The organism is Lysinibacillus fusiformis (assembly GCF_003049525.1).
Taxonomy (GTDB): Bacteria; Bacillota; Bacilli; order Bacillales_A; family Planococcaceae; genus Lysinibacillus; species Lysinibacillus fusiformis.
The window spans coordinates 786,371-804,656 of the sequence record NZ_PYWL01000001.1 but is presented as its reverse complement, the minus strand read 5'-3'; the positions used below and the strand labels follow the sequence as shown (position 1 = coordinate 804,656).

At 33.6% G+C, this 18,286-nt stretch carries 24 protein-coding genes and 1 pseudogene; 21 read left to right on the top strand and 4 right to left on the bottom strand.

All coding sequences use genetic code 11. The features are described from left to right. Window positions 1–15: 15 nt before the first annotated feature. Together C9J29_RS03810 and C9J29_RS03805 are read right to left on the bottom strand one after the other, a co-directional pair. The gene (locus C9J29_RS03810) at window positions 16–1,212 is read right to left on the bottom strand and encodes a site-specific integrase (RefSeq protein ID WP_459558893.1); all 1,197 of its coding nucleotides are present in this window, start codon (window positions 1,210–1,212) and stop codon (window positions 16–18) included. A 62-nt stretch (window positions 1,213–1,274) separates the two neighbouring features. Then, the gene (locus C9J29_RS03805) at window positions 1,275–2,132 is read right to left on the bottom strand and encodes a helix-turn-helix domain-containing protein (RefSeq protein WP_164908761.1); all 858 of its coding nucleotides are present in this window, start codon (window positions 2,130–2,132) and stop codon (window positions 1,275–1,277) included. A 185-nt stretch (window positions 2,133–2,317) separates the two neighbouring features. On the opposite strand from C9J29_RS03805, the gene C9J29_RS03800 reads away from it, so the two are divergent. The 13 genes from C9J29_RS03800 (at window position 2,318) to C9J29_RS03750 (ending at window position 10,033) form a co-directional block, all read left to right on the top strand. Then, window positions 2,318–2,497, top strand: coding sequence for a helix-turn-helix domain-containing protein (locus C9J29_RS03800; protein WP_107921739.1), 180 nt, complete (start codon window positions 2,318–2,320; stop codon window positions 2,495–2,497). A gap of 74 nt (window positions 2,498–2,571) precedes the next feature. After that, a complete protein-coding gene (locus C9J29_RS03795) occupies window positions 2,572–2,841 on the top strand; it encodes a hypothetical protein (protein WP_107921642.1) in 270 nt (89 codons plus the stop codon). A 78-nt stretch (window positions 2,842–2,919) separates the two neighbouring features. Continuing rightward, window positions 2,920–3,318, top strand: a complete 399-nt coding sequence (locus C9J29_RS03790; protein ID WP_107921641.1) for a hypothetical protein — start codon at window positions 2,920–2,922, stop codon at window positions 3,316–3,318. A 49-nt stretch (window positions 3,319–3,367) separates the two neighbouring features. Beyond that, on the top strand, window positions 3,368–4,249 hold the full coding sequence (locus C9J29_RS24550) for an Rrf2 family transcriptional regulator (protein WP_237068734.1): 882 nt from the start codon (window positions 3,368–3,370) through the stop codon (window positions 4,247–4,249). A 38-nt stretch (window positions 4,250–4,287) separates the two neighbouring features. Further along, complete coding sequence (locus tag C9J29_RS03780; protein ID WP_174804734.1) at window positions 4,288–4,677, top strand: hypothetical protein; 390 nt, start codon at window positions 4,288–4,290, stop codon at window positions 4,675–4,677. 16 nt (window positions 4,678–4,693) lie between these two features. After that, entirely contained in the window at window positions 4,694–5,239 is a 546-nt protein-coding gene (locus tag C9J29_RS03775) for a hypothetical protein (protein WP_107921640.1), read from the top strand. Between the two features lie 19 nt (window positions 5,240–5,258). Beyond that, window positions 5,259–5,408, top strand: coding sequence for a hypothetical protein (locus tag C9J29_RS24160; RefSeq protein ID WP_164908762.1), 150 nt, complete (start codon window positions 5,259–5,261; stop codon window positions 5,406–5,408). A 283-nt stretch (window positions 5,409–5,691) separates the two neighbouring features. Then, a complete protein-coding gene (locus tag C9J29_RS24890; protein ID WP_255319020.1) occupies window positions 5,692–5,826 on the top strand; it encodes a hypothetical protein in 135 nt (44 codons plus the stop codon). 58 nt (window positions 5,827–5,884) lie between these two features. Beyond that, entirely contained in the window at window positions 5,885–6,796 is a 912-nt protein-coding gene (locus tag C9J29_RS03770; protein WP_107921639.1) for a hypothetical protein, read from the top strand. After that, on the top strand, window positions 6,793–7,290 hold the full coding sequence (locus C9J29_RS03765; RefSeq protein ID WP_107921638.1) for an HK97 family phage prohead protease: 498 nt from the start codon (window positions 6,793–6,795) through the stop codon (window positions 7,288–7,290). The genes C9J29_RS03770 and C9J29_RS03765 overlap by 4 nt, the downstream gene beginning before the upstream one ends. A gap of 97 nt (window positions 7,291–7,387) precedes the next feature. Beyond that, a complete protein-coding gene (locus C9J29_RS03760; protein WP_107921637.1) occupies window positions 7,388–7,711 on the top strand; it encodes a hypothetical protein in 324 nt (107 codons plus the stop codon). A gap of 79 nt (window positions 7,712–7,790) precedes the next feature. Continuing rightward, complete coding sequence (locus C9J29_RS03755) at window positions 7,791–8,321, top strand: hypothetical protein (protein WP_107921636.1); 531 nt, start codon at window positions 7,791–7,793, stop codon at window positions 8,319–8,321. A gap of 593 nt (window positions 8,322–8,914) precedes the next feature. Further along, window positions 8,915–10,033, top strand: a complete 1,119-nt coding sequence (locus C9J29_RS03750; RefSeq protein ID WP_107921635.1) for an Abi family protein — start codon at window positions 8,915–8,917, stop codon at window positions 10,031–10,033. Between the two features lie 177 nt (window positions 10,034–10,210). Here C9J29_RS03750 and C9J29_RS24545 read toward each other — a convergent pair. After that, window positions 10,211–10,279: pseudogene (locus C9J29_RS24545) on the bottom strand (SHOCT domain-containing protein); the annotation flags it as partial. Window positions 10,280–10,632: 353 nt separating this feature from the next. On the opposite strand from C9J29_RS24545, the gene C9J29_RS25045 reads away from it, so the two are divergent. After that, window positions 10,633–10,932: a helix-turn-helix domain-containing protein gene (locus C9J29_RS25045; protein ID WP_307723789.1), complete on the top strand. Its 300-nt coding sequence runs from the start codon at window positions 10,633–10,635 to the stop codon at window positions 10,930–10,932. A gap of 58 nt (window positions 10,933–10,990) precedes the next feature. On the opposite strand, the gene C9J29_RS03735 is transcribed toward C9J29_RS25045, so the two are convergent. Further along, the gene (locus tag C9J29_RS03735) at window positions 10,991–11,194 is read right to left on the bottom strand and encodes a helix-turn-helix domain-containing protein (RefSeq protein ID WP_107921634.1); all 204 of its coding nucleotides are present in this window, start codon (window positions 11,192–11,194) and stop codon (window positions 10,991–10,993) included. A 192-nt stretch (window positions 11,195–11,386) separates the two neighbouring features. On the opposite strand from C9J29_RS03735, the gene C9J29_RS03730 reads away from it, so the two are divergent. From C9J29_RS03730 to argS, 7 genes are all read left to right on the top strand, one after another. Then, on the top strand, window positions 11,387–12,175 hold the full coding sequence (locus C9J29_RS03730) for a helix-turn-helix domain-containing protein (RefSeq protein ID WP_107921633.1): 789 nt from the start codon (window positions 11,387–11,389) through the stop codon (window positions 12,173–12,175). 122 nt (window positions 12,176–12,297) lie between these two features. Further along, window positions 12,298–12,621, top strand: coding sequence for a hypothetical protein (locus tag C9J29_RS03725; RefSeq protein ID WP_107921632.1), 324 nt, complete (start codon window positions 12,298–12,300; stop codon window positions 12,619–12,621). A gap of 139 nt (window positions 12,622–12,760) precedes the next feature. After that, window positions 12,761–14,362, top strand: coding sequence for an SIR2 family protein (locus C9J29_RS03720; RefSeq protein WP_107921631.1), 1,602 nt, complete (start codon window positions 12,761–12,763; stop codon window positions 14,360–14,362). 629 nt (window positions 14,363–14,991) lie between these two features. Next, window positions 14,992–15,267, top strand: coding sequence for a hypothetical protein (locus C9J29_RS03715; protein WP_089986049.1), 276 nt, complete (start codon window positions 14,992–14,994; stop codon window positions 15,265–15,267). Between the two features lie 24 nt (window positions 15,268–15,291). Then, the gene (locus C9J29_RS03710; protein ID WP_089986050.1) at window positions 15,292–15,924 is read left to right on the top strand and encodes a YidC/Oxa1 family membrane protein insertase; all 633 of its coding nucleotides are present in this window, start codon (window positions 15,292–15,294) and stop codon (window positions 15,922–15,924) included. Window positions 15,925–16,080: 156 nt separating this feature from the next. Beyond that, the gene (locus C9J29_RS03705) at window positions 16,081–16,512 is read left to right on the top strand and encodes a YwiB family protein (protein WP_008179055.1); all 432 of its coding nucleotides are present in this window, start codon (window positions 16,081–16,083) and stop codon (window positions 16,510–16,512) included. Next, entirely contained in the window at window positions 16,512–18,179 is a 1,668-nt protein-coding gene (argS, locus tag C9J29_RS03700) for an arginine--tRNA ligase (protein ID WP_107921630.1), read from the top strand. The genes C9J29_RS03705 and argS overlap by 1 nt, the downstream gene beginning before the upstream one ends. The last annotated feature ends 107 nt before the right edge of the window (window positions 18,180–18,286 follow it).

The following is an 18,286-nucleotide window of genomic DNA, read 5'->3' as shown; positions in this document are numbered from 1 at the left end:
TTGAGTGGGGTTTAGCTATAAGCTAGCCCCACTTTTAGCCCCAACTGCCTTTAAACTTTCACTAAATACGGATACTGTTCGTACCTCCATCTCTTGGAGAACGTGACCATAAACGGTATGGATCATCTCTGGAGTATTTCCTAATCGTTCGGCAATCGCCTTGACAGGAATACCGTTATTCATAAGTATGGTGGCATGTGTGTGCCTTAAACCATGTATCGTTGTTGCTGGTAGCCCAGCCGCTTCTACAAAGCGATTAAATATTGCATTTAACCCTGTGGAAACAAAAGGCTCTGTAGTGTGAGGTGATAGAAAAATAAATGAATCATCTTTTGCTATATCGTTATGCAGCTTACGACCATGTGAAAATAGCAACGCTTTAACAGCTGTTCGATAGCTTTGAAGGTGTTGTAACACCACATCATCTACTTTTATAGTACGCTCACTATTTTTGGTCTTAGTGGATCCTACACCGTTATTCCCTCTGGTTCTCTCAATTGTAATCTTTTGATTGGCAAAGTCGATATTTCGCCATTGAAGCCCCAATGCCTCACCTTTACGCATCCCTGTATAAACAATCGTTAAAAATAAGCTGTAGTAGGCAATATCCCCATGCTCCTTAATATGATTCAGTAATATACTAAGTTGGCCAGGTGTGAGATAGTTCTTTTCTGTTTCCTTATCTCTTAGAGAGGGAAGGGCGGTTCCCTGTAACTTATTGCGAATTATGATTTCTTCCGCAACAGCCGCATTCATAGCAATCCTAAAAATCGAATGCAAAGCACGGATCGTAGAGGGCTTTAGCTTGTTCTCTAACACATTGATAAACGACATTTGATAAATAACCTTATCCAGCTTCTGCAACTTGTAGGAGCCAAGAAGGGGCTTAAAATAAAGCTTTATAAAGCCCTCGCGCTGAGTAACAGTAGAAGGTTTCCATTTACCCTTATTCATGCCAAACCATATATCTAGCCATTGGCCAACAGTTAGGTTATCATTTTCTATATGTTTTGTTTCACCGCGCAGTGTTGCAGCCTTTACTTCCAGGAGGGCTTTCAATGCTGCTTTTTCTGTTTTAAAACCACTTTTCTTCTTCTCTTTCCGCTTCCCGGTAGCATCATAATACTTATGGCGATACATCCATAGCTTTTCTTTATTCGCATTGAAATAGTGATATAGTTCAGGTTCTTTTGTTGATTTATATAACTTCACCTTGTCCATTCCTTTCATGCTTGGGCGACGCGTGTGTACAGGAATAGGTGAGTAGGTGGGTATTATTTATTTTCTTTAATTGTCCATTCTTGAATGGTTTCTGGCGATTCATTTATTATTTTTGATATTTCTTCAATGCTGTTTCCTTGGTCAAACAATGTGAGTGCTATTTTCTTTGACTTTTGCGAATCCATAATTAATGTATCTAAAAAAGATTCAAGGAGTTTAATCTGCTGTTTAGATAATTTATGAGTTTTGTACAGGATATTGGGTTGTTCTAAAAAAAGCGAAAGTTCTTTTTTTGATGCTTCAACTGATTCAGATGAGTTTATTCGCTCCAAAGCCAATTCTGTTAGTTTATTTAATGTTTCTTCTCTCCAATCAAATGCACTAGCATTAAATTCAGCGGTGAATGATCTAAGTACCGTATTGTAGTTATAATATTTTATGAAGTCTTCTTCCAAATCTACGTCTATATAGTCCCATTCATCTTCTTCTTTATATCTTAAGTATTCTAGATAGAGCTCATTAAATTCGTTAAGCCCAGGCTCAAAACTCATGTTTTCTGAGAATGTTTCGAATATCTTTATCTGAACATCTTCAAAAAAATAACCATCTGTCGAAAGTGCTTTTAGAACTTTCGTGATCATCTCATATAGTTTTACATCATGTTCATAGTAATCGTGCAAAGCCTCATTGTCTAAATGTCCAGCCGCTTTCAAAAGTTTTTCATATCGAACATCTAAAGGTTCAGAAATTTTTATTAGAATCTCTGGTGATGGGAAATTTTTTAGTTTTCCATTTTCTATTTGAGATAGATAAGGATGAGAAACCCCTGATAATGCAGATAACGAAGCGAGTGTTAACCCTCTTTTTTTGCGTAATTCTTTTATATAAGAACCAAATTGAACTAAATCCACAATTAGTACACCTCTCCTCTTTGACAATATCATAAACAATAAATGTTGATGTGGCAACAAATAATAACGAACAACAAAATAGAAACAAATAAATGTTGACATAACAACAATTGTTCCGTTAATATTTGATGCATCAACAAAAAATATTTGACATATCAACATTTTAGGGCGAGGTGGTGAATCGAATGGATAAAATGACTGTAAAAGAGGCAGCTCCTTACATTGGATCATCAGAGTATAAGTTACGTGAGATGGTTCGAGGAAATGAAGTTCCTCATTACCGTATTGGCAATAAAATTATGTTTAGAAAAACAACGCTTGATGACTGGATAACACAACAAGAGTCAAAATCTTTGTCTAGATAAATATAGGTCAAGTCCATATAGCTTTATTGCTTTTTTAGAGAATAACAAACTGATAGATAGGAGGTGGAATGTTTATGATTCCAGCAAACATTGAGGTCAACGTCGATAAACAAGCCATTCGACAATACATAGAGAAACGGCTTGATGAAGAAATAAGAGAAGTATTGTGGTGGATTGATTTAAACAAAATGGCAGAACTAACGAACATGTCACCAAGATTTTTAGAAAGTGAACTTGTATGTGATGTACGTATGCGAGCTATTGAGGTTAAGAAAAATCGTAAACGCTGGTGGCCAGCGAGACAGGCTTTTGAAGTAATAAGCGCAATTACAAGTGAGTGGTAATTAAAAATATGCTTGGGCGAAGTATATGTACAGGAATGAGTGATTTTTACATGAGTAAAACTCAAGGTGGTGAAATAGATGAATGAAGAATATTTAATTGGACGTATAACTGTGCATTTTGGCATTGATATTGTTTCCTTGGTGCACAAAGTACATGGCCGTTTTTCGTACATGGACTTAGTAGAAGGTGATCATATCGAAGTAAAAGAGGATGACCAATACAAGGCTATTACTATTAAAGATATATTAGATAAAATTGTTGGACACGATTCAAGTCCGGTATGGAATCGTGGTTCATCAATTTATGAAGGTGCTCAAGTTAGGGTGAAGCTAGACCCACAAGGAAACAAACTAGCAGTTTTAACGGAAAAAAGTCTAAAAATAAATAAAGTAATGTTTGCCCTTAAACAAGGGTTCATAACTCATGAGCAAGCTACACAAGCATTTTTGCAGCTTGAATTAGAAAATGATGAATAAAAGAGCACCTGTACAGTTTAAACACAGGGGTTGACAGGGTGGTGATACGTTGTCTGATAGTTTTTATTTTCCCGTTTTCACTGGAATTTTGACGAAAGAGCATAAAGAAAATATTGGCCCTGCTTTATGGGAATTTTTATGGCTGGTAGCGAGAACTACAAAAGAAGTGTATGAGGACGGTGAAACTATCGGCATCGTCCTTGGTGGTAGGCCTGTGAAGACAACTGAAATTGCCGAAGAACTTGGTAACAGTTTAAGAACAACAGAAACTAATATTTCTAAATTGAGGAAATCGGGGTACATCACTACGAAACGGACTCCTTACGGAAATATTTTTAAGGTAAGGAAGTCTAAAAAGTTCTACAAAAAGAGAACCGCAGAAAACTACGGTTCTAATGAAGATTTAGGATATGAGAACCGCAAAAAAATGATTAGAGAACCGCAGAATAGTGTAGAGGTAACCGCAGAAAGTTGCGGTTCTAATAAGATATATAAAGATATAAAAGATATAAATACTACTCGTCAAAAAAAGTATGACGAGGACAGCACCTATTTCAAAATGGCAATATACTTTCATGAAAAAGTTGCTGCAGTTGCAAATGAAGCTGGAATATCTCATTTAATTAAAAAATCCAACATGCAAACATGGGCCGATGATATGCGAAAGCTAATTGAAATTGATCAAGTGGATAAGCACTTGGCCAAACAAGTAATGGATTGGGTAACACAGGACTCATTTTGGTGCACCAATGTTTTATCAGCAAAAAAACTTAGAGATAAATTTGTAGACCTAGCAATAAAAATGAATGCTGAAAAGAAACCTGTTCAGCCAAAGCAAAAGCCTCAATATGATCCGAGAGATAAAGAAATAGCATTCCAACGATGGATACAAGAAGGGTGTGATCCAGATGATTTTGATTGGAGTGATTAAATATAGGTTATCAAAAGTAAGGAGCGAGGATGATATCAATGGAACTATTAAAACACTTAACAAGAGCAGAGAAAGTGAAAATTCGTAAAGCTGTTGTAAAAGAATTGGCACGATATCGAATTTCTAAATTTTATGTAGAGAATCCAGATAATGATAATGTTGCCTTTCATCAAATGATTGAACGAGCTATTGAGAGATTATCAACACTAGAACGCTTTCTAATTGAAGCAAGGTATTTGTCAGTTAATAGTGAATACTTGACAGATTATCACGTCTACAATTTAAAGTTTGATCCACCAATAAGTGCAATGACCTACACAAAGATTAGAGATACAGCTATGATAAATATTTCATTGTTTTTAAATCTTAATACAGGTGTGGAAATTGAACATTTAATTCAAAGAAACTATCCGGCTAGGTTTAGTTGAAAGGAGGTTGTGCTGCATGAATCAAACTATTATTTCAGAAGCTTTCGGTGAACAATTAGCGCTTATTACAGCTAACACACCTTATGCAATTGAAAGTGATTCAGATAATTTTGTTTCAGAACTAGAACATAAAGTAAGGGAGTATATGTATTCATTGTGGATGGGTGCCCAGGCCAACGTACTAGCAAACTATTTGGAGCAAAGACAAGCAGCACACTTTGCTCAGCTGTATGAATTTAGTTATGGCGTGTCTATGTATGATAACGATCAATCTCTTTCGAGTAGGGCGGATATTCTATCATTTATGATTATTGACGAGAAAGCATTATATAAGAAACACTTAGAACACATACGTCTTCAATACAAGCGTTTTGAGGAGATATGTGAACTAATTGGCGTGGAAGATAGAAAACTGTTTATACGCTATTTTGAGCATTCTCAGAAGGTGGATTATGAAACGTTAAGGAAAGCTGTCATAAACAATCTAACATTGATTGGTGAACGTTATAGACGTGATGAAAAAATGAAAGAGGAACACACTTGTCATTCTCTTAATACCTAAAAGATAATGAGGTGATTTTATGAAAGAACTACGATGCATAAAGTGTGGAAAGTTATTACTAAAAGCTTCGCGTGAATATGAAGCTGGTGCTGTACATATCCAATGTGACTTAGAAGTACAATGCACACGATCAGGTTGCAAAGTGATTAATCGTTTTACAGCTAAATAATTTTAGAAGCTCACGAAGCTCATTACATTCCAGCAATGGTGTGTGGTGGGTTTTTATTTTTGTCACACTTGAGCGATAGCCCCCCTACCAAATAATAAATTTGGCCATTTTTCTGTAGACCGTATGAGCATGTAATTGCGCGCCTCAAATTGATTTTTTGAAAAATTTTAAGTGTGACATAGGCAGTGAGCAAATTAAAATCCTGATTTCATGCTACTTAGAGAGGTGTACCATTTTGTCACAGTGTTCCATTGTGACAAAGTCCTGAAAGGAGGTGAAGGTTATGAAACAAATTGAACAGGCTTCTATGTTTACCGAATCACGTGCGGCAGCTATTGAGAAATTTAAACTTGGTAAAGTGCTTCACGAAAAGCGCCAAGCTTTAATGGCTAAGATTGATAAAGTGTTGAAGAAATAACCTAAAAATGAGCGTGTATGTTTTTTACACGCTCCAATTCCAAGGAGATGAAATAAGGATGTTTGAATATAAAGCATTAGTCGATAAATTACCTAAACGAGATCGAGAGGCATTTTTAAAGATTGAAGAAGAATATTATGCCTCTAGTAAATTATTGCAACACAAGAGTGACAGTATTCGCCAAGGGGCACAAAAGGAATATATGGAGAAATCACATACTTTTACAACGGCACTATCATTACTTAAAAATGGGATGTTTACGGCTGACGGTCCAAAAAGACCACAATTAAGTAAAGCAGAATTGTTATTGCAATCTAAAAGTAAAGACCTTTTAAAAATGGTTCCTTCATTTGCTGAGTTATTAATGTTAGTGGATGATAAGCCAGCTTTAATAGAAAAAAAGAAGCAAGCAATTAAAAAGATTCAGGAAGAAATTAAACAATTGGAAGGGATTCAATTAAATAATAGCTATAGTTTACTTAATCCTAAGCGATTCTTTAACAAGCTTTCTACAGAAGAATGTGCGAGGGAAATTGAAGAATTACAACGTGAAATTTCCAATGAAGAAACTGAAATTAAGAATTTGCAAGCTGTTGAATCTATTGAACTATTTGATGTATCTAAAATCTCAACTGAAATGGAGTTAGTATTAAATACTTCAAAAAGTAAGCTCGATGAAATGGCTGAGAAAGTATTAACTGCGCAAAAGCAATATTTCGACCTTTTGAAACAATATGGCGAGATAAAGAGTTCAGCCAGTCATTTTAGTAATGAAATAAAAAAAACCATTGATAGCGAGTACCAGAAGGTAGCAGCAGCTTCACAAAATCCAACTTATCCGAACCAACCAAGTAAAAGATTTATTATTCCTGTAACACTGGAATTTGATCCACGTATTAGAGAAGGCCATATTGAACGAATTATTGATTTTCACGGTCAAATCACAAATGAGGTTATGAAACGACCGTGACAAAACCTTTAGTTATTAGTGGATATGCGCTTTGTTGGAATGAACGAGCGTGTATCCGTGATGACCAAGAAAGATTTTACGAGCAGTTCCTACCAGGTGCCTTTGTAGACTCTATAAAAAAACGGAATCAAACTGTTCTATATTCCCATTTGAGTTCCCTAGATTTTGCTAGTGCAGAAGCTGGACAACTTACATTATCTGAAGATGAAAAAGGTTTGTCATTTCGTATTGAATTAGAAAACAACCATGAAAATCGTTTACTTTACAACTTAGTAAGGGATGGACAATTAAGTCATGTTTCAGTGGGATTTAAAAATGCAGAATATAAAGAGACAAAAAGAGGAAGTAAAAAGCTTAGGTTAATACAACGTGCAGATTTAGTAGAAATTAGTATAGTAGAAAATCCAGCTTATAAAACATCCATTGTGCGAGTTGGGTGTAACAATAGTCGATTAGAGTTGATTTCCAAAATTGATAAGACATTGAGTAGATAAAACACTTACTTTGGTAGGTGTTTTGATTTTTGTCAGATTTGTATTATTGGCATGCAATTTCAAACAAACTATGATTAATAAGGAAAGGAGGGATAGAATGAAATACACTGTCGAAAATGCTCAAAAAGATATAAATAATTTAAAGGAAGCAATTCGGAAAATTGAAGATTTTGTAGAATCTGCTGAATCATATCCTGAAGATACTCCAGAGCAAAAAGCAATAAAATACTACGCACATTGTGGAAGAGTTGTTGAAGTTGCAACTAGATTAAACGAAGAAGGGTATCGTATAGGAAATAGAAAGTGGACTTCAAATGATGTTTCAGATATTATTGATCAACCTTCCAAGGACGATTTCTTAAAAATACTTAGAAAGAATCATACAGAACGTGAAAGATTTCAAAAAATAGTATGGAAATAAATTATTAGTCACATCTAACAAGGTGTGGCTTCTATTTCTTTACCAACAATTAAAGTAAGAATAAAATTGGAGAACTGCTATGAAAAGAAGAGCTATTATATTTAAAAACATACGTATTCAGAAAATGGCGGAATTTTTAACACTGTTAGGACTATCTATTGTTTTTGCTTTAGTATCAGCAAAATTGTGTATTGAAAATAATATAATTATCTCAGAAATTTTTAATTATTTTAGTGCAGGTGAGATGACGATATTTATAGGTGCTTTAGTGATGCTTATTGAAGGCATTTATATTTTCAGTAAACCTGAAATTGTTAGCTTTAGTTCATTAAAAATAGTACGTTTCTTTCTTCCTTATGCAATTATTTTTACTATTATTTTAGAATTTCATAAATTTATTAATAGTGGTGGACAATTAAATGAGTTGAATAACTATACTTTAGTGTTATTGTTCACTATCTTTTGGATTCCAACTTTATATGAATTTACAAAATTAATAAGAGCATTTAAAAATATATTGAAAAATAACGTTCAAGAAAGTAAAGATAGACTTTCAATAATCATAACTATTGTTGGAACTATTATTTCTGCTATAGCATTAATTAAGTAGTACATATATAATCAACCACACCCAATCAGTGTGGCTTTTTATTATGCATAAAGTAAAACAATCATTATGTATTTCTTTATTTATAGTGTGACAACACTCGTTTTAAGTGCCGTCATCTTCATTTAATTATAAGAAGAGGATTTTTACTAAAAGCAAAAGAATTATTAGCTGGTTAAAGGTAGGTTTTACGATAAATATAAATTTCATTTTACTCACCTCCTTTTTATTCAGTTAAAAACTATTCTGTGTTGAAATGGTGAAATATATTCCAATTATAAATTTATTACGATATCGACTATGTTTGAATAAATGGAACAAAGAAATTCAACGATTAACAGAAGTCTTTGTTTATTGACCTTGGTTAGAGAAAATCGATTCTGGAATTATAACTTGGTTTAAAAATTATCCTTATGCAAGATAAGAGCAAAGCCAGGTACTCAATTAATTTTGAGCCTGGGCTTTTTTGTGTTTCTATATTCTCGAGTTCTTTAGAGTATTTATGGAAAGTCATGCCATATCTAATGGTTTTATGTATAATATAAATAAAGAATTTAGGTATATTTGATTAATTCCTTGGAAGGAGAAAAATTCTTATGAAACCATTTAAAACTGTTGACGAACAATATAGTATCCTTTCAACTCGGAGATTAAAAATTAAAGATAAAAATTTCTTTGTTGATTATATTAATAAGAACAATTACTTTAATGTAATGAATGGTAATGAAAATTTACTGATCCCAGATCGTACTTCAAGTAAAGTTTACAAAACAGAAACATTTGATGATTTTGTTCGTTTACATCAATTCGACAAAGAGTTTTCTGGGGAAGTATTAAATATTTTGCATAACTTCGAAACTCGCTTAAGAACATCAATTTCAAAACACTTTTCTTCAGTTTTTTGTAATAAAATTGAAGATACTATGCAGTATACTAACAAGGATAAATATAAAAATTTGAAAGCTATATATGCTACAACAGAAAATTATATGTTATTCCATCAACAAAATGGTAAAGTTGTTAAAACCTTCGATGAATTTGATTTGTTTGATAATGAATTTTTGAATAAATTAGTTGGTAAACATGATTTTATTAATGAGAAAGTATTTAGAATTGATCCAAAGGTTATGAAATATACACCTCCAAAAAATTGCAGCAGGTATAGAAAAGATGTAAACGTGGTTGTACCGATATGGGTAGCAATTGAGACATTATCTTTTGGGACTTTGAAGTTCATGTGTCATTACTTACCAAAGGTTGTCATAGATAGGGTGTTAAATGATTTTAATTTGGTTCCTAATGACAGAGATATGTTTTTAAATACTTTAGATGTTATTAATGAACTCAGAAATAAATGTGCACATTTCTCGTTGATTAATTTATTCTTGACTTCCGATAGAGTTGGTATACTTCCAATATTAATCACGAAATTGGAACTAAAACCAATTAATAAAGAACGAAAAAAGGCGAGAATTAAAGGTGGAAGATACATAAAAATAAGTGCTTCTGTTTTAAATTTATTTGACACATTAAAAGTACTTGCCTTATATGAAGATATATCTAGCTTAAAAAAACCTTTAAAGAAGGTTATTTATCAAAATAACCGTTATTTTAAAAAAGATACTTACGATTTGAATTATCGTTTATTAGAAAGAAGGGGAAATAGCGAATATAAACAATGGAAAGAATTATTTATCAAATCAAAATGTAACTAATGTATTGACAGTACTTTTTTGGTGTATTACAATACAAATACATATGATTAATAGCGCTTTTAAAGCGATTAGATGATGATATTGGGCATGACCCAATGTTGCTTTGTCTATAAAAAGAAGGGTTTGTCGACATTGTCTGCAGACCCTTTCTGATTTTAAAAATGATTCATTTGATGACTAGAACCCTAACAATTGCTTTTTCTTCGCGTCAAATTCCTCTTGAGTAAGAATCCCATCATCAAATAAATCCTTTTACTGTATCATGTCATGCACTTCTTACGGATTTATTAGTTTCATTTTATAGAAAATAATAACAATAATATATAAAAAACAGGCAATCGTAGTTAGCTATCTACCTGCAGTATTATTATATGTCCCACCGCAATGTCCTACCGTTGAAATGCTGAAATCCATTGGGAGAGTAAGCGTAAATCGATGAATTTTGAATCTTAATCATTTATTCTTTTAATCTTTTAAACATGCCCTTAATAATTAATATATATAATCAAGCAGCTGCAGAAATGTGGCTGCTTTTTGTTTTTCATTTTATACAGCTTAAAAATTGGCAATGATAATAGAAAAATAATTGGAGCGTGTCCATGAAACAATATTTGAAGTTAGAGTTACTAATAGAGCTACCGGCTGATCTAGAAGTTGAATTAATTAAGCCTCCTACACCACAAGTTAACCACCCTATAATTGTGGAACCTGAAAAAATAATTGTGGACTCTGATAAAAAAATGACAATGACTGTAGATGAAATAGCAGAAAAATTACAAGTAAGCACCACAACGATTTATACTATGGTTCGTCAAAATGAAATTCCACATATAAAAGTGAGGGGAAGAATTTTATTTTACAGACCTACAATCGAAAAATGGTTAATGAATACCGAATGAAATAATTGTAGAAAATTTTAAAAGGACACCCGAATTATTGGGCGTCCTTTTTTGTGTGTTAATCCTCTATGATCTCTAACAAATCTGCTATTTCGCAATCCAATGCTTTACAAATTTTTTCTAAAGTCTCGAATTTAATACCGTCAGTATTTTCGTTGTAAAGCTTGCTTAATCCATTTCTATGTAACCCAGTAGCATTGGCAAGATCAGAAATTTTCATTTTACGTTCCCCAAGCAGTTTTGACAAATGCACTTTAATCATTTCTATACACCATCCTTTAAATGAAATGTACACTACGGTGGGTATTTTTTCAATAACAGTGTTGACAATGCACACCGCAATGTATATCATGGTGTGTATAAAGCACATTGCAATGTGCATAATAGCATCAAAGGTTAGTTAGGGAATGGACTAGAAATATCCGACAGGCTGCAGGAAAGTGAGGTGAAAACGATGGCATTTGAATACTTATCAACTTATAAAACATTTGAATCAATAGCAGATATGGACACCGCTGTAGAAAACCACATTTCAGCAAATTACTATGATTTAACAGAATCAGAGCGTGCTATCTTTTTCAAGCTTGCTAGTCATTCATTAGAGTATCCAGGGGCTTGTCATTTGAAAGCTGCTACTATCGCTGCAGCATTGGAGATCAGTACAAAGACAGTTTATCGTGGTATTTCAAAACTGGAATCATTAGGGATTATCAAGAAACAGAAAACTACGAAGGTAAAGGGAGGTCGTGGAGCAAACATATATATTATTTTGCCTAGTCAATTTGATACATGCGAAGATCCTGGCGAGCCTTTTGAGGAATGTGAGGTTGTTCCATTACAAGATGTTTATAACCGGGCTCATGCCGATAGGAAAGAATGCAAAGAGTTCATGAATGAGTATCAACAAATGCTATTTGAATTTATGCATTCATTACCTATCCAAGATAACTTTAAGGATGATCTGCATAAAGTAGCTCTAGCATCTAATGTAAGTAACATTCAGGAATTCATATTGGCAAAGAACATCATTTTTAAAATGGCCAACGATATAAAAGAAGGAGTGCTGACGGTTTCTAAATCATTGCGTGCCATATTCGTAGGGGCTCATAAGAAGGCATTACAACGTAAAGATAAGCATCTAACAACAAACACATCATTTATGAAGAAAAAGCCTGTAAATGTACGTCCAGTACCTTTCTACAACTGGCTAACCGATAGAGATGGACCAACAGAAGTATTTTAATGAGAAGGAAGTGAGGACACATGAAAGTTACAGCCAAGGAATGGTGTGTCATGTCTGACCATAATAAACAATTACTATTAAAGGCAATAGCAAACAAATAACGAATGAAAGAGGGAGTCATAATGGAACAAGTAGCAGAGAAAGTAAAATCATTGGTACATGAAAATAGTCACAATGCCTATAACTTATCAGCACAAATGATTCAATTAGAGGTTGTACAGGGTGCTGTAGCACGATTGATAGAAAGACTTGACGATATAGTATACAAAGGTTGGCATGAAGAACCTATAATGGCTTGTCTTGCGATCGGTGAATTACGAGATACAGTACGGTTAATTGATATGGGGTTCCATCCGCTGTTTAAAGAAATGTCGGATGATATTAAAACCCTAAATATTCATGCTGAAGAATTATATAAAATGGTAATAAAAAGTGAACAAAAATAAAAAAAGCCGATGCGCTAACATCGACTAAAGAAAACATTGCAAATTGACTTTATTCAAATTTACCTTTGTATTAATATAATTATGGATATTGTACATATCATCCCCTCTATTTGATAAAATAATTTATAGAGGTGATGATATGAATATTTTCGAGAGATTAGTACAAAATAATCAATTTCCAATCCTATTTATTGGTTCAGGCATATCTAAAAGATATTTAGAAGACTTTCCATCATGGATTCAACTATTAAAACTACTATGGGAAGAATTAGGCGAAGAAATGAACTTTTTTAGCAAATATCGTTTGCTTCAAGATGAGATAAGTACAAATTACAATTTAAGTGGTAAAGAACTGGAATTCAAGACAAATATATTATTAGCAAATGAAATAGCAGAGAAGTTTGATAAGGGTTTTTATGAAGGTAAGATCCCAATTAAGGATTATACTTCTGAATATTTTTTCCACAATCAATCAACCAGCCCTTTTAAAGAAAAAATTGTTGAAATGTTACAATCCTATAATTTTATTAAAGAAAAAGAAAGCGAAATAGCACTATTTCAAAAAGCTTTATTAAAATCACAAGTAATTTTTACTACTAATTATGATAGCTTTATAGAAGATTTATATAATGATGAAAGCTCTTATGAAATAAAAAAATATATTGGGCAGAGTGGGTTTTTTAAGAACTCTTTCGGATATGCAGAATTATTCAAAATTCATGGTTGTGTTTCTAATCCAGAAAGCCTGGTGATTTTAGAAAAAGATTATGCTGATTATAATGAAAATTCTATACTGATATCAGCAACCATAATATCCTTAATGATTAATTCCCCAATAATTTTTTTAGGATATTCGTTATCTGATCTAAACGTAAGGAAATATATAGGGGATTTCGCAAAGGCAGCTAACAATGAACAATACGACTTAGCAGAAAAATTAATAGTTGTAGAATATTCATATAATCAGAAGGAATTTATAGAAGAAACAATTTTTGATAGTGAATTAAATTGTAGATTTACGTATGTGAAGACTGATAATTACTCGAAAATTTATGAATATATAAGAAAAATTGATCAAGGAGTTGCACCATCTGAAGTCAGAAAATATCAGCACCTTATTAAACAAATCATTTTAGATTCTGGTGAAAAAGGACAATTAAATTCAGTGTTAGTTTCTCCAGTAGAGTTAGAACTTATAGAAAAGATGCTTAATCAAAATGGAATAGTGGAAAGTAATTTTATTGTAGCGCTAGGAGATTCTAAATACATTTTTCAAATTCCGAATGTTCTTGATTACGTAAAACATTATTTTGGAGAAGAACAGATGCCTTTAGAGATTGCATTAAGGTTCTTAGCTGCCCAGCCTAATAATAGTAGGCTACCGATGAGTAAATACTTAACTATTGAGAACATTAACAATTCTTCTTTGTTGGGTGCAGAAAAAGAAAGATTACGACAAAGGCTAGATAATTATAGTAATATTGATTATCAAATTGATTCAATAAATTCTAGTTATAAAAAAGTATATGATGATATAGACGTAATTTTAGGTCTAGATGGGCGAAAATATACTAAAGATTCAATGATTGCTTATAACATAAAAAGGTTAGACATTGAAAAAATAAGAATTTATATCAAGAAGGAAATCCAAGATTTGGCTGAAAAAAACGAATTAAAGATAGAAACCGAATTCAGAAGATTGATGTTAATCTTTGATTTATTAGAAAATAAAAAAGAATGACGCCGACCTCTTGAAGAGAGATTGCCATCATTCTTTACATGTAATATTAATTACGCACTTATTTTAACATGACATATTTATATTGTGAAGTCCCAGTTTTAAAAGATATTTAACGTAATTTTCGTTATAATGGATCATATGAAAATAATCAAAAATACTTATGACACTAGGGGATATTGTAGGAAGCCTTGTATCAAGGCTTTTTCTTTTTTGTATTTTTAGTTTGAATAAGAATACAACAATCAAGATCCAATAATATGAAAAAAGATTGAAGCGGTTGGCCTCAATCTTTTTTTACTTACACATTCCTGTACACACGCTCGCCTTATTTTTTTAGCCCCAATTTAGCCCCGCTTAGCCCCAAATCAATGCTATTACATGCAGTATTCTGCATTATACAAAATGGGGATAGATACTTAAAACGTTGATATATCAAGGGTTCATTAGTCTTTTGTGTTCACCTTGCAAACCTTCCATATTAGGCTGGGTAAAATAATTATGATTAGATGGGGGTAGCTATGGCTAGCCCCATTTTTTTTAGTCGTTTCAAAAAAGTAAAGGTATTATTTGACTCAATATTCACAATACGAATATAATTTTTTGTATATAAAAAGGGAAGGAGGGGTATTGTGATTTGGTCTCTTCTCATGAATGATATATTTATTTTTATGAGTACAATGGAATATTTTTGGCTATTGGCTTCGTTCGTTTTAACAGTTCTCTGTGTTAATTTACAGCTATATTTCGCCAATAAATTCATGGTTCAAGACATACAAGATGAAGAAATTGAAGTAGATTATGACATCACTAATACTTGGACTCCACCTTTGCTAACGTGGTTCGTTCTCTGTATAAGAACGTCAGAAAACAATGAGGAAGAAAGTGTGTCTCCTAGTTTGATGTAAACTTTAAAACTAGGAGGAGAATCATTGTTTACTTTTTTAACGCAACCTATTATTTATTTCATTCATTTTATCCATTCTTTTACAGGAAGCTATGCAATAGGTGTTATTAGTATCACGATTGCAGTGAGAGCAATACTTATGCCGCTTTTTATTAAATCGGCCAAGCACCAAAAACATTCAAAAGATTTAATGACATCCATTAAACCTGAACTAGATGAGCTTACTGCTAAATTGAAGAATAGTCATGATGAATCTGAAAAAATAATGGTTCAACAAAAAATACAAGAATTAACTTCAGATTCATTGAAAAGCTCATTATTAGGTTGTTTACCAATCATCATTCAATTGCCTGTGTTATTTTCACTGTACTATGCGATTAAGCTAGATACAGTGATTGCCAGTGAAAATTTCCTTTGGATGAATTTGGGCACAGTGGATATCGGGATTTCAATAATAGCTTGTGTCATCTACTTCATGCAAAGTTGGCTCTCGTTAGATAAAAATCAACCAATAAATATGAAGATTATGATGTTCATTAATCCCATCATGATCCTTATTTTTAGTTTGTTTAATCCAGCGATTATTCCAATATATTGGACAGTAAGTGCTTTATTATTAACGGTTCAGCAATTAATTATTAAAAAATGGTATAGATAAATTGCATAAATCCTCTCTTCATTAGAAGGGAGGATTTTTTTATTGCTCAATTATCCGTAGTAGTTGCGCTCTAGTTGACTTCTATCTTGAAAAAACAATGGCATTCATCCTATAATAAAAAGGTTATAGTAAAAGACTAAAAAGGGAGCGTCCGTTATGGCGAACGAAGTAAGATCGCAAGTAAACATTACGCTCATTTCTACGATTCGCCCAAGTGATGGAGAATCCGAAAGTTATGAAATGCGGCTCAAAGGGCAGCTACTTGAAAAAGCAGGAAGCTTGTATTTGAAATATGATGAGGTGCAGGAGGATAAAACCATCCGCACGACTATGAAGTTAGGCCATGAGAAGGCGCTTATTATGCGTGCTGGTGCTGTCAGTATGCGGTTACCACTGAACATAATTGAACAGCAAAAAGGGCATTATGAAGGTGAGTTTGGCTCCATGCCACTCGTTATCGACACGAAGAAAATGTCATTTACGAACAGGGCAGTAAGCGGAGATTTCCATGTACAGTACGATTTACTAATGGGTGGGCAATCTGTTGGCAATTATACATTAGATATTACATTTACGGAGGTACAATGATGAACGCAGTAGAACAAGTACAACAGGCTATAAAAGCAGCGTTGGCTCAAGCCGTGAAAAAAGCAGGCTTAGTGGAGGCTGACACAGAATTAACAATTCACTTGGAAACACCAAAGGACAAAGCAAATGGTGACTATGCAACAAACATTGCTATGCAATTAACAAAGTTAGCGAAGAAGCCACCTCGTGCAATTGCGGAAGCTATTTTAGAAAATCTGGATACTGAAGGAACAGATATTGAGAAAATTGATATTGCTGGTCCTGGTTTCATGAATATCACAGTGCGTAAAGATTTCCTAACAGGGGTAGTTACACAGGTTATCGAGCAAGGCGCAGACTATGGTCGTTCAAATGCAGGCGCAGGGGAGAAGGTTCAAATAGAGTTCGTTTCGGCTAACCCTACAGGAGATCTTCATTTAGGACATGCGCGTGGGGCATCTGTTGGAGATTCATTATGTAATGTATTAGATATGGCTGGCTACAGTGTCTCTCGTGAGTACTATATTAATGATGCAGGGAACCAAATTAATAACCTTGCAAACTCATTAGAAGCACGTTATAAGCAGGCATTAGGAATGGATGCCGAAATGCCAGAAGACGGCTACCACGGCCCAGATATTATTGAAATTGCTGGCAAGCTAGCAAAAGAGCATGGTGATGCAATCCTAACTAAATCAGATGAAGAGCGTTTTGCATTCTTCCGTCAGCATGGTTTAGCGTTAGAATTAGATAAATTAAAAACAGACCTAGCAAACTTCCGTGTAAACTTTGATGTTTGGTATTCTGAAACGTCTCTATATGAAAACGGAAAAATTGAAGTGGCATTAGATAAATTAAAAGCAAATGGTCATGTGTTTGAAGAGGATGGTGCTACTTGGTTCCGCTCAACAACTTTTGGTGATGATAAAGACCGTGTATTAATTAAAAACGATGGTTCGTTCACATATTTAACGCCAGATATCGCCTATCATGAGGATAAAATTGTCCGTGGCTTTGATAAATTAATCAATATTTGGGGAGCAGACCATCACGGCTATATTCCACGTATGAAGGCTGCCATTCAAGCATTAGGCTATGATCGTGATACATTAGAAGTAGAAGTAATTCAAATGGTTCAGCTTTATAAAAACGGTGAAAAATTCAAAATGTCTAAACGTACAGGCAATGCGGTAACAATGCGCGAGCTTGTGGAAGAAGTTGGTTTAGATGCAGTTCGCTACTTCTTCGTAAAAACAGCAGGCGATTCTCATATGGATTTTGACCTTGACCTTGCCGTATCGCAATCTAATGAAAACCCAGTGTATTATGCACAATATGCACATGCACGTATTTCATCAATTTTACGCTCTGCCAATGAACAAGGTTTTGCTGCTACAAGTGAAAACCTAAACCTATTAACAGCTGAAAAGGAAATTGATTTATTGAAAAAAATAGGCGATTTCCCACAAGTGGTAGCTGACGCGGCTAAACATCGTACACCACACCGTATCGCAAATTATATTCAAGAAACAGCGGCTGCTTTCCATAGTTTCTATAATGCAGAAAAAGTATTAGATGCTTCAAACAAAGAGCTAACAGAAGCTCGCTTAGCATTAATTACTGCAGTTCGTACAACAATTGCTAATGCGCTTCGTTTAATCGGCGTGTCAGCACCAGAAAAAATGTAATAGTCTATCTTAGCCCCTAACAGGAAAAGTGTTAGGGGTTTTTTTATGGATAGAAAGCAAGTTAACACATTAAATTATGGTAGTTAGTGATACGAGAGTAATGGCTA